The sequence below is a fragment of the Bacillus sp. ISL-75 genome, from assembly GCF_018613095.1.
Genome location: NZ_JAGGQX010000009.1, coordinates 253,874 through 280,004 on the forward strand (window position 1 = coordinate 253,874; position 26,131 = coordinate 280,004).

33 protein-coding genes are annotated in these 26,131 nt (G+C 36.4%); 7 read left to right on the plus strand and 26 right to left on the minus strand.

The window, feature by feature from the left end; all coding sequences use genetic code 11:
• Positions 1-111: 111 nt before the first annotated feature.
• The 8 genes from J7E63_RS03565 to J7E63_RS03600 form a co-directional block, all read right to left on the minus strand.
• Entirely contained in the window at positions 112-2,352 is a 2,241-nt protein-coding gene (locus J7E63_RS03565; RefSeq protein ID WP_215010289.1) for a penicillin-binding protein, read from the minus strand.
• Between the two features lies 1 nt (position 2,353).
• Positions 2,354-2,707 carry a cell division protein FtsL gene (ftsL, locus tag J7E63_RS03570; protein WP_215010290.1) on the minus strand — a complete coding sequence of 118 codons (354 nt, stop codon included), beginning with the start codon at positions 2,705-2,707 and terminating at the stop codon, positions 2,354-2,356.
• A 58-nt stretch (positions 2,708-2,765) separates the two neighbouring features.
• The gene (rsmH, locus tag J7E63_RS03575; protein ID WP_215010291.1) at positions 2,766-3,698 is read right to left on the minus strand and encodes a 16S rRNA (cytosine(1402)-N(4))-methyltransferase RsmH; all 933 of its coding nucleotides are present in this window, start codon (positions 3,696-3,698) and stop codon (positions 2,766-2,768) included.
• 63 nt (positions 3,699-3,761) lie between these two features.
• Positions 3,762-4,193 (minus strand): division/cell wall cluster transcriptional repressor MraZ, encoded by a 432-nt coding sequence (mraZ, locus tag J7E63_RS03580; RefSeq protein ID WP_066252575.1) that lies wholly within the window; start codon positions 4,191-4,193, stop codon positions 3,762-3,764.
• Between the two features lie 155 nt (positions 4,194-4,348).
• Positions 4,349-5,983 carry a bacillithiol biosynthesis cysteine-adding enzyme BshC gene (gene bshC, locus J7E63_RS03585; RefSeq protein WP_215010292.1) on the minus strand — a complete coding sequence of 545 codons (1,635 nt, stop codon included), beginning with the start codon at positions 5,981-5,983 and terminating at the stop codon, positions 4,349-4,351.
• Between the two features lie 87 nt (positions 5,984-6,070).
• Complete coding sequence (locus tag J7E63_RS03590; RefSeq protein ID WP_215010293.1) at positions 6,071-6,466, minus strand: DUF3397 domain-containing protein; 396 nt, start codon at positions 6,464-6,466, stop codon at positions 6,071-6,073.
• Positions 6,463-7,365, minus strand: coding sequence for a 2-dehydropantoate 2-reductase (locus J7E63_RS03595; protein ID WP_215010294.1), 903 nt, complete (start codon positions 7,363-7,365; stop codon positions 6,463-6,465). Before J7E63_RS03595 ends, J7E63_RS03590 begins: the two co-directional genes overlap by 4 nt.
• Before the next feature lie 117 nt (positions 7,366-7,482).
• Positions 7,483-9,006, minus strand: coding sequence for an acyl-CoA carboxylase subunit beta (locus J7E63_RS03600; RefSeq protein WP_215010295.1), 1,524 nt, complete (start codon positions 9,004-9,006; stop codon positions 7,483-7,485).
• A gap of 227 nt (positions 9,007-9,233) precedes the next feature.
• Between J7E63_RS03600 and J7E63_RS03605 the strand changes: the two genes are divergently transcribed.
• Positions 9,234-9,710: an N-acetyltransferase gene (locus J7E63_RS03605; protein ID WP_215010296.1), complete on the plus strand. Its 477-nt coding sequence runs from the start codon at positions 9,234-9,236 to the stop codon at positions 9,708-9,710.
• A 35-nt stretch (positions 9,711-9,745) separates the two neighbouring features.
• Here J7E63_RS03605 and J7E63_RS03610 read toward each other — a convergent pair whose 3' ends face one another.
• From J7E63_RS03610 to J7E63_RS03625, 4 genes are all read right to left on the minus strand, one after another.
• Entirely contained in the window at positions 9,746-10,375 is a 630-nt protein-coding gene (locus J7E63_RS03610; RefSeq protein WP_215010297.1) for an RsfA family transcriptional regulator, read from the minus strand.
• Between the two features lie 82 nt (positions 10,376-10,457).
• On the minus strand, positions 10,458-11,219 hold the full coding sequence (locus J7E63_RS03615) for an enoyl-CoA hydratase/isomerase family protein (RefSeq protein ID WP_215010298.1): 762 nt from the start codon (positions 11,217-11,219) through the stop codon (positions 10,458-10,460).
• A gap of 102 nt (positions 11,220-11,321) precedes the next feature.
• Positions 11,322-11,495: a 50S ribosomal protein L32 gene (gene rpmF / locus J7E63_RS03620; RefSeq protein WP_026566356.1), complete on the minus strand. Its 174-nt coding sequence runs from the start codon at positions 11,493-11,495 to the stop codon at positions 11,322-11,324.
• An 83-nt stretch (positions 11,496-11,578) separates the two neighbouring features.
• Positions 11,579-12,106, minus strand: a complete 528-nt coding sequence (locus J7E63_RS03625) for a YceD family protein (RefSeq protein WP_168242697.1) — start codon at positions 12,104-12,106, stop codon at positions 11,579-11,581.
• A gap of 234 nt (positions 12,107-12,340) precedes the next feature.
• On the opposite strand from J7E63_RS03625, the gene J7E63_RS03630 reads away from it, so the two are divergent.
• Positions 12,341-13,561, plus strand: a complete 1,221-nt coding sequence (locus J7E63_RS03630; protein ID WP_215010299.1) for a nucleotidyltransferase — start codon at positions 12,341-12,343, stop codon at positions 13,559-13,561.
• Positions 13,562-13,589: 28 nt separating this feature from the next.
• Here the strand turns inward: J7E63_RS03630 and J7E63_RS03635 are convergent, their stop codons facing one another.
• Together J7E63_RS03635 and J7E63_RS03640 are read right to left on the minus strand one after the other, a co-directional pair.
• Positions 13,590-14,609 (minus strand): SepM family pheromone-processing serine protease, encoded by a 1,020-nt coding sequence (locus J7E63_RS03635; RefSeq protein ID WP_215010300.1) that lies wholly within the window; start codon positions 14,607-14,609, stop codon positions 13,590-13,592.
• Positions 14,610-14,617: 8 nt separating this feature from the next.
• Positions 14,618-15,397 (minus strand): patatin-like phospholipase family protein, encoded by a 780-nt coding sequence (locus J7E63_RS03640; RefSeq protein WP_215000215.1) that lies wholly within the window; start codon positions 15,395-15,397, stop codon positions 14,618-14,620.
• Positions 15,398-15,631: 234 nt separating this feature from the next.
• Between J7E63_RS03640 and ylbJ the strand changes: the two genes are divergently transcribed.
• Positions 15,632-16,846, plus strand: coding sequence for a sporulation integral membrane protein YlbJ (gene ylbJ, locus J7E63_RS03645; protein WP_215010301.1), 1,215 nt, complete (start codon positions 15,632-15,634; stop codon positions 16,844-16,846).
• A 23-nt stretch (positions 16,847-16,869) separates the two neighbouring features.
• Here the strand turns inward: ylbJ and coaD are convergent, their stop codons facing one another.
• A complete protein-coding gene (coaD, locus tag J7E63_RS03650; RefSeq protein ID WP_215010302.1) occupies positions 16,870-17,355 on the minus strand; it encodes a pantetheine-phosphate adenylyltransferase in 486 nt (161 codons plus the stop codon).
• Positions 17,356-17,367: 12 nt separating this feature from the next.
• Positions 17,368-17,928, minus strand: coding sequence for a 16S rRNA (guanine(966)-N(2))-methyltransferase RsmD (rsmD, locus tag J7E63_RS03655; protein ID WP_215010303.1), 561 nt, complete (start codon positions 17,926-17,928; stop codon positions 17,368-17,370).
• Positions 17,929-18,338: 410 nt separating this feature from the next.
• Here rsmD and J7E63_RS03660 point away from each other — a divergent pair, with 410 nt between their 5' ends.
• Positions 18,339-18,728 carry a DUF7147 family protein gene (locus J7E63_RS03660; RefSeq protein ID WP_215010304.1) on the plus strand — a complete coding sequence of 130 codons (390 nt, stop codon included), beginning with the start codon at positions 18,339-18,341 and terminating at the stop codon, positions 18,726-18,728.
• A gap of 29 nt (positions 18,729-18,757) precedes the next feature.
• Here the strand turns inward: J7E63_RS03660 and J7E63_RS03665 are convergent, their stop codons facing one another.
• The 5 genes from J7E63_RS03665 to J7E63_RS03685 form a co-directional block, all read right to left on the minus strand.
• Positions 18,758-19,033, minus strand: coding sequence for a YlbG family protein (locus tag J7E63_RS03665; RefSeq protein ID WP_088086281.1), 276 nt, complete (start codon positions 19,031-19,033; stop codon positions 18,758-18,760).
• A gap of 154 nt (positions 19,034-19,187) precedes the next feature.
• Positions 19,188-19,631, minus strand: coding sequence for a YlbF/YmcA family competence regulator (locus J7E63_RS03670; protein ID WP_214715942.1), 444 nt, complete (start codon positions 19,629-19,631; stop codon positions 19,188-19,190).
• Positions 19,632-19,691: 60 nt separating this feature from the next.
• Complete coding sequence (locus J7E63_RS03675; protein WP_215010305.1) at positions 19,692-20,057, minus strand: hypothetical protein; 366 nt, start codon at positions 20,055-20,057, stop codon at positions 19,692-19,694.
• A gap of 108 nt (positions 20,058-20,165) precedes the next feature.
• Entirely contained in the window at positions 20,166-20,405 is a 240-nt protein-coding gene (locus J7E63_RS03680) for a YlbE-like family protein (RefSeq protein ID WP_215010306.1), read from the minus strand.
• A gap of 19 nt (positions 20,406-20,424) precedes the next feature.
• Positions 20,425-20,829 carry a YlbD family protein gene (locus J7E63_RS03685; protein WP_215010307.1) on the minus strand — a complete coding sequence of 135 codons (405 nt, stop codon included), beginning with the start codon at positions 20,827-20,829 and terminating at the stop codon, positions 20,425-20,427.
• A gap of 146 nt (positions 20,830-20,975) precedes the next feature.
• On the opposite strand from J7E63_RS03685, the gene J7E63_RS03690 reads away from it, so the two are divergent.
• Complete coding sequence (locus tag J7E63_RS03690) at positions 20,976-21,458, plus strand: PaaI family thioesterase (protein WP_215010308.1); 483 nt, start codon at positions 20,976-20,978, stop codon at positions 21,456-21,458.
• 21 nt (positions 21,459-21,479) lie between these two features.
• A complete protein-coding gene (locus tag J7E63_RS03695) occupies positions 21,480-21,839 on the plus strand; it encodes a hypothetical protein (protein WP_215010309.1) in 360 nt (119 codons plus the stop codon).
• 17 nt (positions 21,840-21,856) lie between these two features.
• Here J7E63_RS03695 and J7E63_RS03700 read toward each other — a convergent pair whose 3' ends face one another.
• Entirely contained in the window at positions 21,857-22,936 is a 1,080-nt protein-coding gene (locus J7E63_RS03700) for a CAP domain-containing protein (RefSeq protein ID WP_215010310.1), read from the minus strand.
• Positions 22,937-23,115: 179 nt separating this feature from the next.
• On the minus strand, positions 23,116-23,550 hold the full coding sequence (locus J7E63_RS03705) for a CBS domain-containing protein (protein ID WP_215010311.1): 435 nt from the start codon (positions 23,548-23,550) through the stop codon (positions 23,116-23,118).
• 192 nt (positions 23,551-23,742) lie between these two features.
• On the opposite strand from J7E63_RS03705, the gene J7E63_RS03710 reads away from it, so the two are divergent.
• On the plus strand, positions 23,743-24,102 hold the full coding sequence (locus J7E63_RS03710; RefSeq protein WP_214732325.1) for a YugN family protein: 360 nt from the start codon (positions 23,743-23,745) through the stop codon (positions 24,100-24,102).
• Positions 24,103-24,161: 59 nt separating this feature from the next.
• On the opposite strand, the gene J7E63_RS03715 is transcribed toward J7E63_RS03710, so the two are convergent.
• From J7E63_RS03715 to ctaF, 3 genes are all read right to left on the minus strand, one after another.
• Positions 24,162-24,626, minus strand: a complete 465-nt coding sequence (locus tag J7E63_RS03715) for a DUF420 domain-containing protein (protein ID WP_215010312.1) — start codon at positions 24,624-24,626, stop codon at positions 24,162-24,164.
• Between the two features lie 120 nt (positions 24,627-24,746).
• Positions 24,747-25,652, minus strand: a complete 906-nt coding sequence (ctaG, locus tag J7E63_RS03720) for a cytochrome c oxidase assembly factor CtaG (protein ID WP_215010313.1) — start codon at positions 25,650-25,652, stop codon at positions 24,747-24,749.
• A 143-nt stretch (positions 25,653-25,795) separates the two neighbouring features.
• Positions 25,796-26,131, minus strand: a complete 336-nt coding sequence (ctaF, locus tag J7E63_RS03725) for a cytochrome c oxidase subunit IVB (RefSeq protein WP_168242678.1) — start codon at positions 26,129-26,131, stop codon at positions 25,796-25,798.

Genomic DNA, 26,131 nt, shown 5'->3' on the forward strand with positions numbered 1-26,131 from the left:
ACGACCCTCCTTTTTCTATCGTTCATTTATATGCTTGTACTTTTTTTATTAGAACGCCGACTAACGTTAATAAATAAGAGAAAATCCCGCTTTAGTAAGCGGGATTAACGTTTAATCTTGAACTATTTCTTCAATGTTTTCTTCTGATTGGTCTTGACCATTTGAATTAGGCTGATTTTCTTGAGTCCACTGTTCTTCAGGAGTTTTTAAATCAACTATTAAGAAATCACCGTTTCGCATAATCGTTTTTGGTTTGATATTTTGCTGAGTTACGTAGCCTTGTCCCTTTGAATTCAGTTTTAAGCCAGCAATATTGGCTACTTTCATTACATCTCTAAGTGACCAGCCTGTCATATCTGGGGCCAGTTTATCTCCATTTGTTTGGATGATTACCTTTTCCCCCTCTAAAACAGTTGTACCTGACTCTGGTAGTTGTCTGATAACTTTTGTTCCTTTGCCTATTACAACGGTTTCTATATCCTTTGCCTTTAGTTCTTTTTCTGTTGCCGCGACCGACTTCCCGATAAAATCTGATAGTTTATTTAATTGTGCTTTTTGACTCTTAGAAGGTTGGATATTTAAATATTGCAAGCTGTTTTTCATGACAGGATTAAAAATTGCCGAGACAGGAAGGGCGCCTATGCCGGTTCCATCAAGATCAGGCTGCTGAACAGCAACATATACAATCAACTTGGGATCATCCTTAGGGGCCATGCCTAGAAACGAAAACATATAGTTATCTGCCCCTTGTAAATATCTTCCGTTCGGTCCTGGGATATTAGCTGTCCCCGTTTTACCAGCGACACTGTAGCCATCAATTTTGTAACGGCCACCCGTTCCTTTAGGTGAAGTAACAACGGTTTCAAGGATATCACGAACCTGTTTGGCAGTCTCTTTTGATATAGGAGTTGAAACGACCTTAGGAGTGGTTGATTTAATCGTTTCTCCTGTGTCATGATTGACAATTTTTTTGACAACATGCGGCTTTATCATTTTCCCGTCATTAGCTATCGCTGTTGCCGCTTGAATTTGTTGAATCGGTGTAATTGCCGTTCCCTGTCCGTATGCAGTAGTAATTTTTTCAATCGGATAAGTAAACTGAATCTTTCCTGAGGTTTCATCAGGAAGATCAATGCCCGTAGGTTTATCAAAACCAAATTTTGTTAAATATTCTCTAAACTTTTCAAAACCCAACTTCTCCTTCGCAATCTTCGCAAATGCAACGTTTGATGAACGTTGAACACCCTCAAGATAGGTGATGGTTCCCCAGCCGGAGTAATTATGGTCATGAATTGCTTTATCCTTTTTGGTAACTTGATAGGAACCAGATTGATAGGTTTCATTCGGATTAAAAACCTTTTCTTGCACCGCTGCTGCAAGTGTAAATATTTTCATTGTCGATCCAGGTTCAAATGAGGTTTCAATCGCTTCATTATGCCAGCCTTTATCAATTCCTTCTTTTGTTTTTGGATGGAAGGACGGCCGTTGCCCCATCGCTAATATTTCTCCTGTTTTCGGATCGGCTACAATCGCAATAATTTTTTGAGGTTTATATTCCTTATCTACCTTGTTCATTGCATCTTCTAAAAAGGTTTGAATTTTTTGGTCAATGGTCAAATAGACATCATTCCCATTTTGAGCAGGAGTAATTTTTTCCTTCTCGTCCGGAAGTATATAGCCCCACAAATCACTCTCAAAATTTAATTTACCATTTTTTCCTGTTAATTCATCATTTAGAATTTTCTCGATTCCCATTTTCCCAATTGATTTAATCGTTTTATCCTTTTGCTCAATCCGGTCTGCATACCCAACTAAATGTGAAGCAAAAACTCCATTTGGGTAAAAACGTTTCGAATCCCGAATAAATGTAATTCCTGGAAGCTTCAGGTCTTCAATCTTTTTCTTTGTTTGGTGAGTAATATCTCTGCCTGCCTTGCCAAACTCAACCTGAAATTTGTTATTTTCTTTCCCTTTGGATAATATACTATAAATTTCTGATTCATCCATTTCCAAGTACTTTGCTAATTCTTTTGCTGTTTTGTCTAGATTTTTAACGTGTTGTGGCTTTTTGGGATTTGTCGTCATCTTCTTATCTAAAATAGCAATCAAGGTATATGCATTGGTATCTTCTGCAATTACCCCGCCATTCCGATCAAAGATATCGCCCCTTAAGGCCGCCAAATTCCCTTCCCTGCTATATTTTTCTTGAGCCTTCGCAGCAAGAGGCTGCCCGTCTACTTCTCCAGAGATTTGAATCGAAAAATACCTGAAGAGTAATACAAAAAAGAGCAAGCCAAATAATCCAAATAAAATGGCTGCTCCTGCATTCATATATGGTTGTTTCTTGTTCATTTTAATGCACTACCTTGACATTATTTTCATTTTTAATAAGGCCCATTTCCTTGGCCTTTTCATAAATTCGATCGTAGGCACTTAATTCGCTTACCTGAACCTGTAAATCACTATTTACCTTCTGTTGTTCAGACACCTTTGCTTCGATAACCTGGATGTCCTTATTGACCTCGTAAATTTTAGATTGGTTCGAAATAATGTGAATCGCCCCAAAACATACAAATCCAGCAAAGGCTAATCCAATTATTTTTTCTCCTGGAGTAAGCCAGGATTTTTTGATAATTATTTGACTCTTTTTTTGGACTTTCTGCTCTGTTTGCTGCTGCTCTAGATACTTCCTGGCAAGATTACTCAAACGCTTCCCCTCCAGATTTTATTCATTTTCTACCACCAATGCCTAGGTAATAGTTTTTTTATAATTTTTCTGCAATACGGAGCTTTGCAGATCGGGCACGATTGTTTTGTTCTAATTCTTCTTCAGATGGAAGAATTGGTTTCCGTGAGATTAGCTTTAAGATCGGTTTATACTCATCTGGAATGATTGGTAAACCTGGAGGTAAATTAGGGGTTTCGCTTGCTTTCTTAAGGGTTGCCTTGCAAATCCTGTCCTCTAGAGAATGAAAGGTAATAACACTTATTCTCCCCTCTGGGTTTAATAAGTCAATTGCTTGATTTATCGACTTTTCAAACACAGCTAATTCATCATTAACAGCAATTCTTACAGCTTGAAAAACTCGCTTGGCAGGATGTCCACCTTTTCTTCTAGCAGGTGCTGGAATAGCATCCTTAATCAATTCAACTAATTCTGCCGTTGTTTCAATTGGTTTTGCAAGTCTTGCCGCTTCTATTTTACGTGCTATTTGTTTAGAGAATTTTTCTTCGCCATAGCGAAAAAAGATGCGAACTAAGTCTTCATATGCCCAATGATTAATCACATCATAGGCAGAAACATCAGCATCATTATCCATCCTCATATCGAGTGGTGCATCATGATGATAGCTAAAACCTCTTTCTGGTGTATCCAATTGTGGTGAGGATACCCCAAGATCGTATAGGACTCCGTCAACTTTAGCAATTCCTCGATCATTAAGCTCTTCTTTTAAATATAAGAAATTGCTTTTTATTATCTCTAATCGATCTCCATATTGTGCCAACTTCTCTTTAGCATGTGCAATAGCTGTTTCATCCTGGTCAAATGCAAATAGTTTACCGCGGGCTCCGAGTTTTGAAAGAATCAAGGAACTGTGCCCCGCCCCACCCAAAGTACAATCAACATAAATACCATCTGACTTAATATTTAATCCATCAACAGCTTCCTCTAACAACACAGTTGTATGTTCAAACATGTAGTAACCACCTTTTCCAATCGAACGTTATATAACAGAAAATATATTAACATAATTTATCCATTATATATCAAAGCCAATCATATTTTCTGCAATTTCCGCAAAAGATTCTTCAGACTGTGAAAAATAGTCTTCCCAAATCTGTTTGCTCCAAATTTCAATTCGATTGGAAACACCCAAAATTACACATTCTTTTTCTAGCTTTGCATATTGCAATAGTGGTGCTGGGATATTAATTCTTCCTTGCTTATCAAGTTCACTCTCTGTTGCTCCAGAAAAGAAGAAGCGAGTAAAAGCACGGGCATCTTTTTTTGTCAGAGGTAAGCCTTTTAACTTTTCTTCGATAAGCTCCCACTCTGATATGGGGTAACCAAATAAACATTGATCCAATCCACGTGTGATAATAAACATTTCACCAAGCTCATCACGGAATTTGGAGGGCACAATCATGCGGCCTTTATTATCAATGCTGTGATGGTATTCACCCATGAACATACCCATGACCCCCACTTTCTATTAAAAATGTACCACATTCCCCCACTTTCCACCACCTATTTTTTAACTATTCGTGTTAATTCTTAATAATCCTGTTTCATTAAGTTATTTTTTTACAAAAAAAAGAAAAACTCCACTATGTAAGTGAAGTTTTTCTATATTTTCATGACCTTGTGCCTTCCATCAAATTCGAATCTTCCTGTCATTAAGTCATTAATAAAATTCAATCCATATTGATTTAGATAATAAAATACATTCCAAACCCTCTCTTGCGGAAAACCATCAGGTCTTAAAGCAAGATCGACACGCGCATATTTTTTGATCATATTATCGTGTTTTAATCTTACTGCTTCATCAAGTTTCTTTTCCAAAAAATCGATTTCTTTTAATAAGTAACCTTCGTTTTTCTTAAATAATGGTAGGAGGCCGCGGTCTAACTGAGCTGTTTTCGCTTCAATTTGTCTATATTGCTTTACTAATTGGTCTTTAGTAATTGAAAATAGTGACTCTACTTCTTTGTCTTTTATTGCTTCAAGAAATTGGTGTCTTCCTTTGTCCGTTCCAATGCTCAAAACTTCTGCTAAATTTAGATGCAATTCTGCAACATCTGTTTCCACCGATCGATCAAGGATAGTAATATTCAAACGGGGAACGATCGGCGGCATCTTCATATCAAAATGCTCAAAAACTAGTTTGAGTTCTGCCCAGTATGATATTTCACCTGGCCCTGCAATGAAAGCAACAGTTGGAAAGAGCCATTCCTGCATTAACGGACGCGTCACCACATTATTGCTTAAATTTGCCGGATTCTCCTCGGCTAGCACCACTAATTGGTCTCTCGTAAATGCCAAGGTCCCATTTTTCCCCACAAACCGATCATTTCCTCGATCGTACTCAAGTAGAATCCGTTCACTCATTTTCTGATCATAGTAGAATAGGTTGGCATTTTCTTCACTTGCATCAATCGTAATCGGAAAACCCTTTATTCCAATTTCCCTTTGTTGTTCCAATAATTTGTTTGTTATCTCTTCATGGTGAAGAATTTGACTTTTTAAAAATTCTTTCTGCAGCAAACGAAACTCTTTGTTACCTGAATCAACAATTAATAACCCATAATCCTTGAACAATTCCATAATAATATTTGCGAAGAAATCGACAAAGGTGGTTGATATGGATATTTGTTCTTTGGCAAATTCTAATAGTGTATTCGTATGCTCTGTCTCACCGAAATTCTTAATTAGATTATTAACCCATGATAGACAGCTTTCTTTGTTTAACTGAATATCGGAGACCATTTTCTTATTAACTACTCTCTCCGGATAGGTCCATTTATCTACCTTTCGATTAACTGGCACAAACACATGATTAACTTCTTGGAAATCATGATCTTCGCCTGCAATCCAAAATACTGGAACGACTGGTACTCCAAGCTGCTCTTCCTTTTGCTCTGCTAATTTAATAATTGAAATGACTTTATGTATTGAATAAAGCGGCCCTGTGAGGATCCCTGCCTGCTGACCACCAATAACTACGAGGCTATTATTTCTTTTAAGTTTATCAATTGACTTGAAAACAGCTTCAGACGATGGAAACTGCTTCATAAAGCTCTCAATGTGTTCAGCAACCTTTACGCGAGGAAATGACCGGTTACTTAGTTCAGAAACCCTTTTGGCATCATCGGTTAATTCATTATACCTGTAATGAAAAAAAGGCTCGATTTCAGTAGACTGTTCCACATAATTCGAAGCAAACCGATTTGTTGCTGGTAAAGAGAGATTTAAAATCTCCATTCATGTACTTCCTTTCTGATCACCCAAATTCATTCTTTTAAGAGTATACCACTACCAACCGGATTTGAAAAAAACTTTGGCTTGAAATCAGTTGGAAAAGGTAAATATTAATGCACGATGGATTAATCCATATAGCGTTAAGGTGATGTATGCAAGGAGAAAAAGGATAAAATTAAAACGCCAAAAACCCTTCATCACTTTTTTCAAAACAATTTCTTCTTTTACCTTCCAATGAACAAATACAAAAATCATCGCAATTAACATCATTATTAGTATTATTAACCAAAAAAGTGATTTACCCCAAATAGTAGCGATTAAAAAATGAACGGAAATAATAAATAAAATCGTTGTATAATCAAGTGACATGTGGACAGATTTTCGAGTATTTTTTGTCACCAGTTTTGTTATAAAAAAAACGATGAATAATCCTAAAAATGGTAAAGTGAATAAAATAGATATTATGGAGGATAGAAAAGTAATCAAGAGTTCGCCTCCTTTACCACTTCTTTCCCTTTTATTAAATAATAAAGGTTCTCAACCTGAGGTGCAGTCATTTCCTTAAATTGTGCTTCTTCTAAAATATACCCTAGGATTGCATCTACTTCTGTCATTTTGTTCGCTTCAATATCCCTAAGCATGGAGGAGTGGTTTTCGGAGGTGTTTTTACATATATCAATAATTTGTAGTTGATGTACTTCAGCATTTTTCAAATTTAATACCGTAGAAATTTCGGAAAATAAATTTTTTAATACATGAAAATAGTATTGATTATTTATTAATTCGCCATTTTTAACCTGAAGAATAGCCGTTAATGGATTAATGACTGCGTTGACAATTAATTTATTTTGCAGCATTTGAAAGTAATCCTCTTTGAGAACAAGTGGAAATTCGATTGGTGCTGAAAAAACAAATTCACTCAAAAGTGTTGTATCTCCCTTGAAAACAGCAACATTAGTTATACCTTCACCATTATGGGATACAGTATATGAATTTTCTTTAAGGGCTCCGTGCTCCACTGATCCCACATAAATATTAGTAAACGGGATTGTTTCAAGCTGTTTTAAATGCCCCATGCCATTCTGTAAAAATAATAGATTGTTAGGAATTACCGGTAATTGATTTATTTTCTCAATAATTGGATAAAGATGATACTGTTTGACCGCGATAATTGTTATATCCTCTACTCCCTTCCACTCTGTAATTGGCAGGGCCTGTACAAAGGATATCGTTTGTTCTCCTTTTTTCTTTAGTACGATTCCATTTTTATTTATCTCAGATGTTTGCTCTGTTGATCTGCAGTATATCGTAACCTCAAACACCCTACTAATATAAGCGGCAAATAATAAGCCAATTGATCCAGCACCTATAATTCCAACCCTCATGGTAACCCCTCTTTTTAGTCATCTTTACCCATATTTTATCAGATGCAGTCGATAGTTTGTTAGAAAGATTAGAAAAAATAAACCCTATTTGACAACCGCCGAATAGGGTCTATAAAATTATACGGGGTAAACTGGATGCTTACGGACACTGAAATTTAATTCTTTCGTTTCATAGTAAGCAAAGCGTTGAATAAGTATATTTCGTAATTCAGACGGAGCGACGATTTCATCGATAATAAGCTCTGAAGCAAGCTTGTAAATGTCGATATGCTCTTTGTATTCTTTCTGTTTTTCTTGGACAAAAGCAATTTTTTCTTTCGGGTCGGTTATTTCATTAATTTTGTTTGAATAGACCGCATTAACAGCGGCTTCAGGACCCATAACGGCAATTTGTGCGGTCGGCAACGCGATGCAGCAATCAGGTTCAAAAGCGGGACCTGCCATCGCATATAGTCCAGCACCGTAAGCTTTCCTAACAATTACCGATATTTTCGGAACAGTAGCTGAGCTCATAGCAGCAATTAATTTTGCCCCATGACGGATAATTCCTGCACGTTCAACCTTTGTTCCGATCATGAAACCAGGTACATCTGCCAAAAATAATAGCGGAATATGAAAAGCATCGCAAAGCTGAATAAATTTTGCAGCTTTATCAGCGGAATCAACAAACAAAACGCCGCCTTTTACTTTTGGCTGATTAGCAATAATCCCAATAGCTCTTCCATCGATTCTAGCTAATCCCGTTATCAATTCTGGGGCAAATAATTTTTTAATTTCAAAAAAGCTATCTTGGTCCACAAGTCTATCAATACATTCATACATATCAAACGGTGCGTTTTGGTTTTCTGGAATGATCGCTTCTAGTTCACGGCCTTGTTTCGCTGCTGTGCCTTCAGTTATCTTAGGTTTTTCTTTAAAACTGCTTGGAAAGAAACTAATATACTTTTTTGCAGATTCAATCGCGTCTTCCTCACTATAAGTGAGAACATCTCCACAGCCGCTGACAGAACAATGCATCCTGGCACCGCCCATTTCCTCAAGCGTTACCTTTTCGCCGATAACCTTTTCTGCCATACGTGGTGATCCCAAATACATCGAAGCATTTTGATCAACCATAATAACAATATCGCAAAATGCAGGGATATAAGCCCCACCAGCAGCGGACGGGCCAAACAGAATACATACTTGGGGAATCATCCCGGAAAGCTTCACTTGATTATAAAAAATTTTTCCCGCACCTCGACGATTTGGAAACATTTCTAATTGATCTGTTATTCTTGCTCCTGCTGAATCGACCAGATAAAATAACGGAACTTTTAATTTCTCCGCTACTTCTTGAATACGGATTATTTTTTCAACCGTTCTTGCTCCCCATGACCCTGCTTTAATTGTTGAATCATTTGCAATAACACAGACAGTCTGACCTTTAATTTTACCAATCGCTGTTACGACACCATCTGCAGGAAGGTCACCAGCCTTAAAATTGGCGAATTTACCATCTTCTTCGTATTTTCCTTCATCAAGCAATAATTGAAGACGCTCACGAACAAAGAGCTTTTTTTGTTGTTTAGCCTTCTCATGATATTTTGGTTGTCCGCCGGATTCAATTATTTTACGGTTCTCGTTCAATTGATTATTCAATAATTCTCCTCCTCAAAAAACGTCCGTTAATATGTTTAATCATTATTTTCTAAATTTCCTGCAATCTTTGAAAACGCTATCTGAACTTATTTGAAGAATTTTTTGAGTTTTTGTTATATAATGAAGGTAATTCATTTGAATAATGCAAAATTAATTTCATATCATGTTATTCAGGAACAAATGAATATATACAAGATTATGATGTTTTCATATTTAGGAGGTCGACTATGGCAATTAAAGTGGAAAGACTAAAAGTAAACTTTAAAACACTAGAAGAGTTTAAAAAGTTTAAAGAATATGGGATTCAAGAATTGTCTATGCTTGAAGATCTTGAAGCAAATATGGTTGATAACAATAGCGACTCACCATTCTACGGAATTTATTTCGGGGACAAACTAGTAGCACGAATGAGTTTATATCAAATTGATGCAAAATTTGACCGCTACTTCTATCCGCCGCAAAATTACTTAGAACTATGGAAGCTCGAGGTATTGCCTGATTATCAAAGTAAGGGGTATGGCAAAGTGCTTGTAGAATTTGCGAAGAACTTTGGTCTCCCGATTAAAACGAACCCTAGAGTTCAATCAAGGAGTTTCTGGGAAAAAATGGACTTTGCCAATGTAGAATACGATATGGAGCGTGACCGTGGAGAAAATCCATTGGTTTGGTATCCTAAAGGCGTCGAACCACAACAGCATAATTAAAAAAAATGAAAAAGCGGACATTAGGTCCGCTTTTTCTACTTTTCTACTCTTTCAAGGTTACCGTTTTTATCCATTTGAAATTTTACCTTTTGTTGTCGGTCCTCATCTTGAAGGACGACCATTTTTCGAGCTCTTTCCATAATTTCAATTAATGATCGATAATCCTCTTCGATTGCTTTTAAATTTTTGGATAATCTTTCATTTTCTGCAGCTAAATAGAATGCCTTCTTTTCCAACTCTTTGATTTTTTCAAAAGACCTCTTCCTGTCTGCTTCAAAATCGGATGAAACTTGCGCTTTTTGATGGAGACCCTCTAAAAATTGAATAACAGCCGAAAACGTAGTTGTGCTGCTTGGCACATTTCCTTTTGGTGAAGGAACGCTTTCTACTTTAACTTCTTCCTGAATAGTCTCTACTTCATTTGAGACTGGCTGCTTTTTCAACTCTTTACGCTGCTTTTTGGCAAGCTCTATTCCTGATTTATATTGTTTTCTAACAAATGAATTCCAGCGAAAGCCACAGGCTGCAGATGTACGCATAAGCTGCTTCCCTACTTCCTCAAACGCTTGCAGCTGTGTCCCGCCTTCACGGATGTGCCGTAACACAACTTCAGCAAGCAACAAGTCTTCGTCTTGGGACCATGCATCTTGTCGAGTTGGTGACATTAAATCATCCCTCCTAGTGTTTTTATAATACATATGCATCTACTAGAAAAGATAGACTTAATCAAAAGCGGTGTTTTAATCTTTATTCATTGTTTTTACCTATAAAAGTTTTTACATATTGATGATGGTCATCACTTTCCCACAATAAGGAACAATTTCTTACCTCTTCCTCTATTCTTTCACGCAGTTTAGTTTCCTCCCACTTTCTAACCCAAAGCATTTTATAGGATTTCAGCACACTTCGATCATTTGTTAACATTTTCACAAGGTATTCTTCACAAGCCTTAAGAGAGTTACCCCTATATAAAGCATCTATAAAACCAATTTCGTTTAAATATGACGCTGTTTGCAGTTCAGCTTCCATTAAAAGCTTCATAGCAGCTGAGACTGGGAACTTTTCTGTTAAAATTGAACCTCCACCCCAGCCTGTTGTTATTGCTTGCTTGCCTTGTACAAACCCTGCCTTTATACCTTCTCGCGCAATACGAAAGTCGCAAGCTGCTGCAAGTTCGCACCCGCCGCCAATCGCTGTTCCATTTATGAGAGCCATGGTCGGAACCGCTAATGTTAGCAGCGAATAAAGAATATTAGCCATTTTAGAAAGCATTGGGTACGCTTCTTCCTTTGTGTGAAGCTTATGAAAAACAGATAAATCTCCTCCCGAACAAAAAGCCCGATCGTCTTTTCCAGTAATCACAAGTGCCTTTATATCTGGTTCAGAGGCTCTTTTTATCGCCTCAGCTAAGCCTTCCATCACGTCAAAATTAATAGCATTTCTTTTTTCACTTCTATTAATCGTAAATAATAAATAACCCTTTTCCTGTTTTTCAATCGAATAAGACAATCTATCTCAACCTTTCATTACTTATTTAGAGTATGTATTTTTCTTAAAACGACAAAAGCACAAGGGCTTTAACACCCTTGTGCTTTCTATCTTACCTTAAAATTAGTCGTTCACTACGTCTTTTCCTTTGTATGTTCCGCAAGCTTTACATACGCGGTGTGAAAGTTTCATTTCACCACAGTTTGGGCAGCTTACCATACCAGGTACGTTTAATTTAAAATGAGTACGACGTTTTCTTTTTGCAGTTTTAGAAGTCCTTCTAAAAGGTACAGCCATTCTTCCCACCTCCTTAAAGAGTATTAAGAAAGTAATGAAGGCCAGGAATTCTGGTTCTTCACTTTGCTTCTTAGATTTGTCGATTATGATTCGGAAGAAGAATTGTTTTCGTCAAAAAACTTTGCGAGACCAGCAAGTCTCGGATCCATTTTTTTAGATTGATCTTCCTCATGAACAACTTCCCAATCCTTGCCAGACTGTGGAGCAGCATCTTCATGATTAACATCGTCACAAAAAACTTGCATTGGAACTTCAAGTAAAAGAATTTCTCGAAGGATTGGCATTACATCAATCACATCACTATTTACTTGATATGCTTCCTCTTCAGTTTCATAAACTGAACCTTGCAAGAGGAACGTTTCAGTCGTTTCGACATTAATTGGAAGTTTTACATCCACTAAAGTACGAGAACAAGGAAGTATTAAGTAACCTTCGATTTTTAAATGGAATGTCACTTTTGTTGAATCGATATCTCCCCGACCAGTAATATGCATCGGAGAAACTTCTCGGATGGTTGGATCATCTTGTTTGATCTCATCCACACGAACCATCTCATCAATCATAAAATCCTTGTTTCGATATTTTTGTAATTGACTTAATGTCCATTTCAATTGAATCACCCCAAGGCAACAAAGGTAATTATAGCCTTCGATAAATTTTTTGTCAATGTTTTTTCTTTACACCCCGTCAGGTGATAAAAAGCAATCGCTCATATAGGTTTCCTATACTAGTTTAACCAGTTAAGCTATTTGCAAACATCTTTAATATCTTATCATATAATTTGATTGGTTTCCTTACATTATTGATATAATGTTAGTAGTTAAAAAAAAAAAGGGAGAAAATAAATGAAATCTGTAGGTTTAATAGTGGAATACAACCCTTTTCATAATGGACATGCCTTTCATTTACAAGCATCAAAGGAGGCTGCAGAGGCAGATGTTGTCATTGCAGTAATGAGCGGAAACTTTTTACAGCGCGGGGAACCGGCACTTGTTTCCAAATGGCAGCGCACCAAGATGGCATTGCTTAATGGAGTAGATATAGTCTTTGAGCTTCCCTATCGCTTCGCTACTCAGAAAGCGGAAACGTTCGCAAACGGTGCTGTGTCAATTTTAGATGCAGTCGGCTGCGACTCTCTCTGTTTTGGCAGTGAAAGTGGGGATTTATCCTCCTTCATTCAAACTATCGATTACTTAAAAGATCAGCAAAACTCATTTAATGAAAACATCAAATGGCACTTAGATACTGGTGTCAGCTATCCTAAAGCCCTTTCCTTAGCTTTTAAACAATTGCCTAATGCAAATAATTATTTAGATTTAGCAAAACCAAATAATATTCTTGGACTTGAATACATAAAAGCAATCCAACGACAAAAGAGTTCAGTCAGTCCGATGACAATCCCTCGAAAAAACGCTGACTATCACGATGAACATTTTGCTTCTGCAACAATTGCCAGTGCTACGAGTATTCGTAAAGCCATTTTCACAGATAACGCAAGCCAAGCAGAAATTAATCAATATGTACCAGAGCAAACAAAACTTTTATTAAAAGAGTATGTACAACAATTTCAGGGATTTCACCAATGGGAAAATTATTGGAGCTACCTTCAATTTCGCTTGATTCATTCTAGTCCAAGTGAACTCAGGGAAATTTATGAGATGGAGGAGGGACTTGAGAACCGACTTCAAGCAGCAGCTCTTGAAACTGATAACTTTTATAAATTTATGCAGCAAATTAAAACAAAAAGATATACCTGGACAAGGCTGCAAAGGTTATGTGTTCATATTTTAACGAACACAAAAAAGGAGGAAATGACGAGACACTCGGAAAAAGCCTCTTATCTAAGACTTTTAGGAATGTCCAGTATAGGCAGGAAATACTTAAATAAGAAGAAGTCTCACCTTAGTCTCCCCCTTATTTCAAAACTAGCCTCATTTAAAGAAAAAGAAATAAACCTTGATATTAAGGCAGCTCGAATTTATTCTCTAGGGATTCCTAGTCATTTAAAAAACAAAATGCTTCGGCAGGAATTTGAGCAACCGCCAATTTATATACAGGAAAAATAAAAATGATGATGCAGACGCACCATCATTTTTATTTTTCCTTTAGCTTTTCTAAATACTTAACTGCGTCGTCAAATGTATCGATTGGAACAATCTTCATTTTGGTTTTTATGTCCCTTGCTGTCTTAACTGCATCCCGGTAATTGGAATTCTTTATTCCTTTTTCATTAGGAGCTAAAAAGTACTCCGCCCCAGCCTTGTCAGCAGCTACGATTTTTTGTTCAATTCCTCCAATAGGTCCGACTGTTCCATCCACATCAATCGTCCCAGTACCAGCAATTTGATAGCCCTTAGTTAAGTCTCCTTCTGTTAACTGGTTATAGATTTCTAATGAAAACATGAATCCAGCAGATGGTCCCCCAATTTCATCTGTCTTTACTTTAACCTTTGGCTTGACAACTATTTCTTTATCGTCCACTAGAGAAATCCCTATCCCCACCTTTTGAGGATTCTCTTTAAAAGGCTGAAGTTCTAATGTAACAGTCTTTGTACTTTTATTACGCAAGTAGGTTAATTTCACCTTATCCCCAGCTTGTTTTTTGCTTACGTAATCAATAAATTTTTCCGAAGAAGGCAATTGCTGCCCATCCACTTTAAAAATTCGGTCACCCGTGGAAAGCTTTCCTTCCGCAGGCATTTCTGGAATCACCTGCATGACATAGATCCCCTTATATTTATAATTCACAGGCAATCCCGCCTTACGGTAGGCAACTTCTATTGCATTAAGTTTTGAGCCAGCCATCAGATGGAGCTGTCTTGCATTGTATTCTTCCTCTGTTTCTTTTTTATTTAAAATCATATCTAATGGATAAAGTTCTTCATAATTTCGTATCTTTGCTTCTAAATAGGAGTAAATATTTGCTCTACCCATTCTAACTGTTGTAAGCATAAAATTACCTTTATCCTTATCGCCGCCTTCAACCATAATGATTGGTCCAAGTTCTTTCGCCATTCCAGGTTTTGAAACATAATAAGGCAATGAATAGAACATTCCCCAGATAAAAAAAATGGCAACGATTAGTGCAGAACCTATATATAATTTTTTGCGCATCGCAATTTCTACCCCTTCCACTGTTCAATCACGGTTTTTATTTGCTTTAGATGTTTTTTCGCTTCTTCCTCACCAAGATTAATGATCTCATCAATATTCGTGAAGGCTCGTGAACTATAAATTTCAACAGGGGGTCGAATCATTACACTAGCCGCGATCTCTCTATTGTTAATTATTTCCGCTTGCATAATGTCTATACTCTGCATAATCACATCGTAAATAGAGGTAATTTCTGCGTTCCGTTTCACCCTGGAGACATCTACTGCAATAACTATATCCGCCCCCATCTCTTTAGCCACAGAAACGGGAATACGGTCAGATACACCACCATCTACAAGGATTCTCCCATTATATTTTTCTGGAACAAAAATCCCCGGGATGGAAATACTTGCTCTTACAGCATCAGCAACCGGACCCGTTTGAAAAACAACCTTTTCCCCCGTCAATAAATCAGTTGCGACGATACCTATTGGAATGGACAAGTCCTCAATGTTTTTTCCATGAGTAAAAACCTTAATAAATTCCTTTACTTTTTTTCCTGAGATAAATCCCATTTTCGGAACAGTAAAATCCAAAAAGTATTTTCTTTTAAAAGCAGTGGATAATTTATATAACCGATCCATGTCAATTCCTGCCCCGTAAAAACTTGCAACCAGCGCCCCCATGCTGCTGCCTGCAATCAGATGAATCGGAATTCCAGCATCTTTCAATGCTTTTATGACTCCTAAATGAGCAAACCCGCGTGCACCACCCGAACCAAGCGCCAAGCCTATTTTAGGGTGCTCCATTACTAAAGACCTCCTATTTAAACCTATTAGATATTTTTCTTCTTAACAGACAGGACTTCCCGAAGCCAATCCACAGAAATAAGAAATCTCGTTCAATCTTATGGTCTAAATAAACGTTCTATGAGTATATTTGTTTTATATGAGGACAAGTCAGGATAAGAATATTTCTTATTTTACCATTCAATTAATTGATTGCACAGTTTCATCGATCCCTCTCGGAAGGAGGTTCCTTCATTGTTTCGTTCCAAACTAAAAACTATTTTTTTATCTATATCCGTCACTATTTTAGCTGCCTCACTTATTTCTTTTCCTCAAGAGTCCTTAGACGCTTCTATACGAGGGCTAAATATGTGGTGGGAAATTGTCTTTCCATCCCTATTACCTTTTTTTATTGTTTCTGAAATGTTAATTGGCTTTGGGGTTGTCAATTTTATCGGCGTATTATTGGAGCCATTAATGAGGCCTCTCTTTAAGGTACCTGGTGTTGGAGGGTTCGTTTGGGCGATGGGTATGGCTTCAGGATTCCCCGCTGGAGCAAAGTTTACCGCAAGATTACGTCAGGAAGGCCACTTAACACGAATTGAAGCAGAAAGACTTGTTTCTTTCACAAATTCTTCTAACCCTTTATTTATCTTTGGGGCAGTATCTGTAGGTTTTTTCTATAATCCTCATTTAGGTGTTATTCTTGCATTAGCCCACTATTTAGGAAATATTTGTGTTGGATTGATCATGCGTTTTTATGGGAATGAATCCCCTAACGAAATTAGTAAGAAAAATAAAAAGTTCAAAATCCGATTGGCTTTATCCGCTTTGCATCAAACAAGATTAAAAGATAATCGACCAATTGGTAAACTTCTTGGTGATGCAGTTAATTCTTCCATTCAAACTTTATTAATGGTTGGCGGGTTTATTATTTTATTTTCTGTGATTAACAAATTACTTTATCATTTACATATCACAGCGACACTTGCAAAATCAGTAGAGATCTTGTTATCCTCATTGTCTTTCCCTGAAATGTTAAGCATTCCATTTATATCTGGTTTATTTGAAATCACATTAGGCAGCCAACTAACGAGTCTGGTTCAAGATGCTACTCTATTACAAAAAGCAATGATTACCAGCTTTATCCTGGCATTTAGTGGATTTAGTGTCCAAGCACAGGTTGCAAGCATCCTGGCACAAACAGATATTCGATTTAAACCATTTTTTATTGCAAGAATCCTTCAAGGTATATTTGCAAGCTTGTTTGCATTGATTTTGTGGAAGCCAGTTTACTTGCGTTTCAATAATCAAGAGCAGCCTTCTAACGCTTTACCTGTTGGTTTTTTTGAAGACGGTTCATGGGGAGATCATTTTTATCATAAAATGATGGAAATTGGTCCGCTTATCACCATTTTCTCCCTTTTTGTGTATGTGCTAATTTTGTTTTCCCGCGTAAAAAAACAATAAAAAAGAGCTGGCCAAGCTCTTTTTTATTGTTTTTTGAACTTCTTTTGTAATTCTTTTTCAACAATTGGTGGGACGAGCGTTGATATGTTCCCATTATATTTTGCCACTTCTTTTACAATACTGGAGCTTAAGAAGGAATATTGATTATTGGTCATAATAAAAAAGGTCTCGATATCTTCATTAAGCACTCTATTCATCGAAGTGATTTGCATTTCGTACTCAAAATCTGAAACTGCCCGCAATCCACGGATGATAGCATTAGCATTAACAGCCTTTGCATAATCAACAAGTAAGCCAGAATGGACATCTACCTTAACATTAGGAAGATCTTTTGTTACAGCCTGAATTAGATTCATTCGCTCTTCAACACTGAATAACGGATTTTTAGATGAATTGTTTAATACACTCACATAGACAGTGTCAAATACTTTGGCACCTCTTCTAATAATATCTAAATGACCATATGTAATTGGATCAAAGCTTCCTGGACAAACGGCTATTCTTGTCAAATTGACTCCCCCTCACTCAATATCTTTTCGTATATAAATAGTTACCGCGATCATTCCATACTTTTCATGTTTTATTTGGATAAACCGCCCTAATGATTTTGGTAATTCAACATCGAAGCTATGCTCACAGACAACGCATCCATCTATTTTTACTACATCCTGTTTATCCATTTTTTCCATTAAGCTGACGAGTTGTTGTTTTTTGTACGGCGGGTCTAAAAATATGTAATCAAAGCAGATTTCTCTTTTTATGAGAGCCTTTAATGCTCTATCGGCATCATTGCGATAGACTTCCGTTTGGTCCTCAAATTTACAAGCTTTAATATTTTCCTGGATCACTTGAATGGCCTTTAATTCTCGGTCAATAAAAATAACTTTATCCAATCCCCTACTAAGTGCCTCCAAACCTAATCCACCGCTTCCAGCAAATAGGTCCAATCCAATGCCGCCATCAAAATAAGGACCAATCATATTAAATAAAGCCTCTTTTACCTTATCAGTTGTCGGCCTCGTTGTATTACCTGGAACAGCTTTCAAAGGTCTACCTTTGCAAATCCCTGAAACCACTCTCACTACCATATCACCACATTTTTTCAGAAATAATTTTCTTAATCCATCCTACCACAATATACAAAAAGTAGACAATTTGTAAGTGTATATCTTTTCATTTGAGTAATGATTTACAGAAAATGATTCTTTCATCAGGAAAATTTATTCGAAAGCACGTATAAGCTTTTAGGTTGTGGAAATAATGTAATTAACAACATCAATTCGAGGATGTTGTTGCCAACCGCGGAGAAGACTTACGTTTCCCCATAAGTTCTTCCTCCGGTTTCTCCTCTCCCTTTGCCTTCTATCCTTTATGAGGATGTGGAAGGACCCTGCAGAATTTTCTGCAGGTTTTTTTTTTACTTATTATTCAAAAGATCGGAAATTAGTGATAGAGTATTCTTGAATTAAGCCATTTTAAAGGAGAGTTTTCATTGATCCAGCGTTTTATTGAATTAGGAGAAGGATATTCAGATATATATGAACTGATTGAGCTTACAAATGCAAATCAACACCGTCTTCAACATATGCTCGCACTGCACACAAAGATTGATGATCAGGAAAGAACCTCATTGGTTGTCGTATTAAAGCCAACAGACCCTGGAAAATTCCAAGCCCTATATATTTGTCGTGAGGGTATTCCAAATCCCAAATTTATATCAAATAAGAGGTATGATATCTTTGCTTCTACTGCTGTAAAACATGGGAAGCAAATACATGAGCTATCTGTTAAGCCGTCAACCATTTTTTATGAAAAAGAGCTGTATTACCAGCACTTAATCGGCATTCTCCGTCTTAATCATTATTTAATGCCTTTACAGTAGGAAAAGGTGAGGGAAACTCCCTCACCTTTTTAAATACCCATTTTATAATCATATTCCTTTGCTTTATCTGGCGCCGAATTCTCATACTCCATTCTTAAAAATGGTTTATATGAAGGTTCTACTTTCTTTACAAACGAAAAAGAATTCAACTTTTCCATTATTTCATTCAGCTCTTCTTGATTACAATACAGAACAACATACTTCAACTTTTTTGAAACGTAATGAACGTTTCCGAAACGCCGAAGCATTTTAGCTTGTTTTAACGAGTAAAGCCAAACAACCAATCCTTGTCTTTGAACAAACATACTTTTTTCCCCTTCAACAAACCATCATTTTACATAAGTCTAGCATATTAAAACGTTCCTTTTCAATTCAAACTTTGCTACTTACTCCAGATAAGTGCTTAAAATCTGAAAAGATTGACATTACAAAAAAAAATCAGCACAATTCGCTGATTTTTCAGCCGCACCCACAGCTTCCTCCACCGCCACAACCACTAACGTGGCTGGTTTTCGTTTCAAAAAACTGATTTCCTGTTGGGACTTTTATATGTTCAGAGACCGCACCGCCTACAATAATACTAATTGCATCTAGTAGGTCTTGCAAATCATTCTCAGCCAATTTGAATTCTGCTACCAGAGGATCCATATCCATTTCCCTTTTATTTTCGCGGATTTGTGTCATTACCTTTTTATAATCAGGATGATATTTACCAAACCGCTGGACCTCGTCATATAGCTCCTTTAGACGAACGAATTGACTTATTTTCCGCTGTGTTTCCTTGTTATTTTGCAATTTATATAAACATATTTGATATTGTTCGGCTATTTCAGATTCTAATACCATCTTTGCTAATTGCTCAGCTTGTTCCAATAATTCGACTCTCTCTAACGTAGCAAGCATTTTACGCCCACCTCCAAAGATATTTTAACATGAAAGTGGTAGTAATGTGAAAATTTCAGTTTATCTAGGGATATTTACCATAAATTCTTTCGCTAATCCATACGGTTCATTATTTGGATTGACAACTTCTAACTTTACCTTATGGGTTCCCGGTGAAAAACCCTTTATTATAAAAGCTGCCGCTTTAACCTCGCTATTTTTCTTTCCATCAACCCAAACAACAATCTTCCCGATTCTTCCTTTTGAATGGTCTGCGTCACGGAAGCTGATTCCTGTAACAATACAATTAATTAAAACTGTATCACTTTTGATCTGGTGGTGAACATATAGTGAAGGAATTTCAGTTCTAGGTAAGACATTATTAAATCCAGTAAGGATTCCAATCAAAAAGATCATTAGGACTAACTGCGGAACTAGCTTTTTCATTTAAATTCACTCCTTCTTTTGCTTGTATTGTTCGCCTCCTTTTCTTTTTTTAGTCTTACTCCGCTATGACAAATAAAAAAAGCCACAAAATAAAGCCTGTGACTTTGTTTAATTTTGATTTTTCATCGACTGAAACATGTGATACATCATCGAAGCCATTTGTACACTATTCGAAAACTTATTCACTTGGTCAGGAATTGTTTTCTTATAATAGTGTAAGGATTCAATTTCAAGCGATTGCAAATCATATGGATTTCTTGACAGCTTTCTATACCATATTGGTTGTTCGCGAATGAATTGTTTTAAGTCCTTTTGACTTTCAATATATTGCAGTATATCTCTTCGCATAAGTTAAAGTTCCTTTCCATCAATCTTTTCTAAACACAAATGGATGTTTAGGTCCTTCTGACGGCTTAACAGGACCTGTACCAGGGTTTTCTCCTTGAAATTGTGAAATTACACCTTGGATCGCCCCCAGAGCCTGACTTAGGTTATTCATGTGGTTTTGCATTTGATTCGGATCCATTTTCTTAACCATTCCCATAATATTAGAAAGCCAATCACCTTTAGACTCTGAGCTCGTTTCATCGACTGATCCAGTATCAGATCCCATCGATTCCCAGCGGCTATCTTCTTCACCTAATAAATACCAGTCTTCATATAATTCCTGCCAAGTTGCCTTCCCTTTCCGTACTTCTTTGATTAGTTTTGGATTGTTTTTAACAAATTCTTTGAATTGTGACACGGAAGGGTGTAATTTTTTTTGTGTCATTTATCTCACCTCAGCCCATATTAGTCCCAATAATACAATATGAAAGAAGTTTACAAATGTGAAAGAACACCGAGATTAAAATATTTAATATTTGCCTTGTAAATGGTAAGATGTCAAAAGACAAAGAAATGAAAGAGGTAAGTATAATGAAAGATGAATTACGTCGATTATTAGAAACATGTATTGAAACTGGTTCAGAGGCTGATTTAAATTCTCTTGCCTACCTTTTATCGGGATTCCAAGTAAAAATTAAACAAAAGCGAAGTACATATATTGACGGGATTCTACAAATGGATAGAAAACTAAACGAGAAAACCTGCGAAATTACGATTCCTCTAGACCCAACTCTTAATAACCACCTAGATATTGTCCATGGCGGGATTACTGCGACGGTACTTGATACAGCAATGGGGAGTCTGGCTAATTATCTTCTACCAGATGGTTATGGAGCCGTAACAAATCAATTGAATATCCATTACATAGCACCAGGTATCGGAGAAACACTCTACAGTAAAGCGGAAATTGTTCATAGCGGCAGCAAAACAATGGTCATCTCAGGTGAAGCATATCGGAGTGACGGAAAAAAAATCGCCTATGCAACAGGTACATTCTTTATTATAAAAAAATAATAAGCAGAGGTGTGATCAATAATGGTCACCGCCATCGTGATCCCAATTATTTGCTTTTACTTTTTTTGGCTTACAAAAAAAGAGATGAAGGAGCACGATACAAAGTGGCTTGATACTGGCCAAGTACAGCAAGAAGCAATCATAACAGGTGAAATTAAAAGTATTATCGAAGAGAAGCAACAGTTTTATTATCATCGCTACATTTATGTTCAGTCCTTAAAACTACAAACAGAAACAAAACTATTCACCGCCCAAAAGATCACCCCCATTACTAACAATTTCAATCCAGAGTCTTTTAATGTGGGGGAAGTGATCCGATTATTCGGGAAATGGGAGCAAAACAGATTTATATTTAATCAATATAAGATTGAAAAAAGGTGACCTAATCGTCACCTTTTTCATTGTTCTGTTTTTGATATAAAGTTTTGGGTATAGTACTTTTGGAACACTCCTACACCAAGATGAGAGTATTCCTTGTTTAACAGTGACTCACGGTGTCCTTTACTATTTAGCCAACCCTCGACAACAGCTGGTCCATCTGTATAATTTGCCGCAATATTCTCGCCTGCAGCCTGGTAAACCACATGGGCCGTTTTTAATCGTTTGCTAAGATCTCCAAATTTCTTGGAAGTATGTGAAAAGTCGTTGTTTACTGACATATCCTTACTATGCTCAAACGCGGCCTCTGCCGTATTCTCATCCCACTTTAATTCCTTTAATTTATGTCTTACTCGTAAGACATTCGTTAGGTCAAATATCTCTTGTTCCGTATCTTCTTCTATGGCACGCCGCCTTTCCTCGCTAGGTTCAGGTGCTTTGATTAAATATCCACTATAAACAAGTTCATATGGCCTTTGTTTAATTAGTGTTTCTGCATTAAGGAACCTAACACTAGAAAGATTGCCAGTAAATTTATCTATGTAGAGCTGGACAAAGACATCACCCAATTGCACCATTGGCCGAAGATTTAAATCAGCATCATTCAATTCAAAATGATACGAATTACCATTAAAGTCAATCTTAATATTTGTATCAATATAATGCGTATTAAAGATTTCCTCAACCGGCTCTCCTATTTCAAAAGGTGCTACATCAAGATTTTGGCCTATCGCGAAAATCGTAACTACACGTTTATTTTCAACACCCACTTGGACATACTTTTTATCGTCTTGATTATAAATATACCACTGATAACCATACATTGACTCATCAATCCGAGCTGGTGAACCAAGTATTTTTTCTAATTCACCTTCATTTTTCCCAATTAATAAAGCCAAACCTTCTTTTGGTTTTTCCGAGACTATTTTTTTACTTGGCTTATTATCAGGATTTTGTGAAATAGGTTGTTTCATTTCTGAAGTACGATCTTCTTTAATTAAAATATTACTATCGTTATTTTCGTTTATACTCACATAAAAACCGATAGTTAAGAAAACTGCTGAAAGAATAAGAATTCTAGTCAGTGTACGCAGAGGCATTCACCCTCTCTATTACTTTCATGTATCATTATATGTATAGATAAAATTATTATATCATCAATATCTTGAATAGTAATAGTCATAATCAAAAATGTCAGACAAATGAACTGATGAAAAGAAAACAGGCACGATGAGTACCTGTTTTCTAAAGGTAAAACTATTTTTTTATATAATAATTTTTAATGTTGTACTCCATTATAATTTTGCTCAGATATTTCCGTTAATGCCTCTTTTGCTTGGTCGTCAGTCAATTCGCGAATCGCGAAATCACCAAGGGAAACAATTCCTATTAACTTACCTTCCTCTACCACAGGTAATCGTCGGATTTGATGGTTTGCCATTAATTTTGCTGCATCTTTACTGGAAGAATCAGGAGTAACAGTAATAAGGTCATTACTCATGATATCTTCTACTTTTGTTGAACCAGGATGTTTTTCAGCAACACCTCGAACAACAATATCTCGGTCTGTAATCATTCCGACTACCTTTTCCTGGTCAATAATTGGTATAGCCCCAACATTTAATTGCTTCATCTTTAAGGCGACTTCATAAACATTATCCAGTAACGTACAGCATTCTACCTCTTCAGTCATTATATCTCGGATTTTTTCCATTTTACTGCCCCCTAGGTTAATTTAATTCCTCTTACCATTATTTTAGGGTATCCTACCAATATTGTTTTATTCGCTGAAGGTATTCATTGCAAGTTGAAACATTTTCAACTATTATTAAATTGAATTATTATTGCTTTCCTACTTAAATAGGAAACATAGGGGCAATGGTATTGTTTTTAGGAGGGATTCATTATGAAATTCGAGAATACTGAAATTGAAAAGTTAAAGGCTGACTTAAACCGTTTAGATGAAGTAATGTTAGATCACGGTTTAGTTCGCGAAGGACAATGGGACTACGAACGAGTTACATACGACCGCAAGTTTGAATTAAAAGAAGGGGTATTTTACTTGCGTGTACGGGGTCATGCGGTTGAGGGCGATATTGGCGCTGATAAAGCAACTATTCAATTAATGACACCGCTTTTAGGCAAACATTATTACCCGCATGGTGTAGAATATGGTGAAGGCGAAAGCTTCCCAACTTCACTTGTGAATCAATGTAAAAAAATTCTCGATGAAGTAAAAGCAGAAGTAAGTAAGTTTGCATTATAGTCGATAAAAAGACGCATGGTCTCATGCGTCTTTTTATTATTTAGAAGCAATTAATTTTTTTACAGTCCAAGAATTGCTTTTAGCATTGATGTTGTCTCGCCGCCTCGATAAAATACATAAAGCAATAAATATACAGCTATACCCGTGATCGCAGTAAAAAACCAAATGAAACTAGTTATCGGGCCCAGCTTTCGATGGATAGAAAGTTTGTTCTTGTAACCTGTCAGGATCGAGACAATGCCGAATCCAGCACCAGTCGTCGCAAGTGTAATATGGAAGATTAAAAATATTGTATAATAAATTTTAATACTATCTGGCCCTCCAAACGAAGTATTTCCAATAAAGAGGGTTCTAGTAGCATAGATAATAAAAAAGATTACCGCAAAAATAGCAGCCAAAAACATTGTCTTTTTGTGGGCCTCAATATGTCTTTGCTTAATTTGCCACCATCCAATAGCAACAGTTATAGCACTTAAAACAATAAATGAGGTACTAATAGTAGGTAAAATCGGTAAGGAATTCATTTAGGCGTCCTCTCTTTTCTTTTATTCTACAATAATAGTAGTTCAACGATCCTTACTTTTCAAACGATACCCAAGAAATTAAGGCTTATCAGTAAAAAAATCTCCCAGGAGTATGGGAGATTATTTAATGAGCAACGGATTTAATGGTTGCTTCATTTCTTTTTCGGAGTCTGATTGATCTTTACGGTACCATTCGAAGAAAACATGACCAAGAATGACACCATATATAATTTCTTGAATAATTTTCATCAAAACTCCACCAAGCTGCTGATCATGTAGTAATGACATCGAACTAAAAAGTTGTGGACCACTCAAATTTAAGCTATCGAAGTTAGCTGATCCAACACATAGGCTCATCACTTGTCCCCAAACATGGGGATCAGAATAGGTTGCATACATAGGTGTATCTGCAAAAATAATTAAGGCACAAGCTGGTGTTAACAGAATCCCATCCGCAAAAATATAACCAACCTTCTTAAGTCCATTTAATGTCTGATGTTCAGGCATCTGATTAAGCAATGGCCACCACATAAAGATTGCGACGGCAAACAATAAGATTGAATAGCCAGCATGCAGCCAAGCATTTTGCATGATGTGATCAAAAATGATGGGTACATGATAAAAAGAAAAAAAGCCGTTAAATGCAATTAAAGCAATAAGTGGTTTTGAGAAAAGCTTAAAAAGCGAATCAATAACGGAAACACTGAAAATTTTTCTCCAAAACCAGTCAGGTACAGCCATGATAAATAGAGGCGGTACGACTAAAACTAAAGCAGCCATTTGAATCATATGGACCCAAAACATAAGGTGTGCTAATAAATCAACAGGAGATCCTTTAATGGCATAAAGCAGGATCATTGATAATAAAAACAAAGCTCCTTGTGTTTTCGTTAATGGCTCACCATCTGGAAAAAAGCTTCTGCATTTTGTTGTAAGGACAAAATACCCTACAGTTATGACTATCAAGATTAGTAAAAAATACGGGCTCCAAAGTGCTTTAAAACCGAATATATCTAATGTAAGCACCCAAATCACCTCATTATTATTTAAAAGTATTATTGACTATATTATACCCTTGGCCAAAACGATACGCAAAGAAAATGGAAACAACCCTTAGATAGGTCTAAAAAAGAAAATCGGCCATAAGCCGATTTTCTTTTTTGAACATATTACCACCAAATAATAGTTGAAAACGTAAGAATAGTTATTGCTCCAACCATCACACCAGAGTATAAAAAGAGCGATGGTGCTTCATGTCCTTTATGGCTCATATGCATGAAATAATATAGTTGGAAAATAACTTGAACGACAGCTAAAAGGATAATAAATGGAACTGTAAACCACGCACTAAATCCTTTAATTGCAACAGCCGCAAAAGCAATGAGAGTTAAGAAAATCATCAAGGCAAAAGAAACCAATTGATATCTCATCTCTTCTGCATTTTTCTTGCGACGATATTCAATGTCTACTCTTGGGTTACCTGAATTTAATTGTTGATTAGCCAT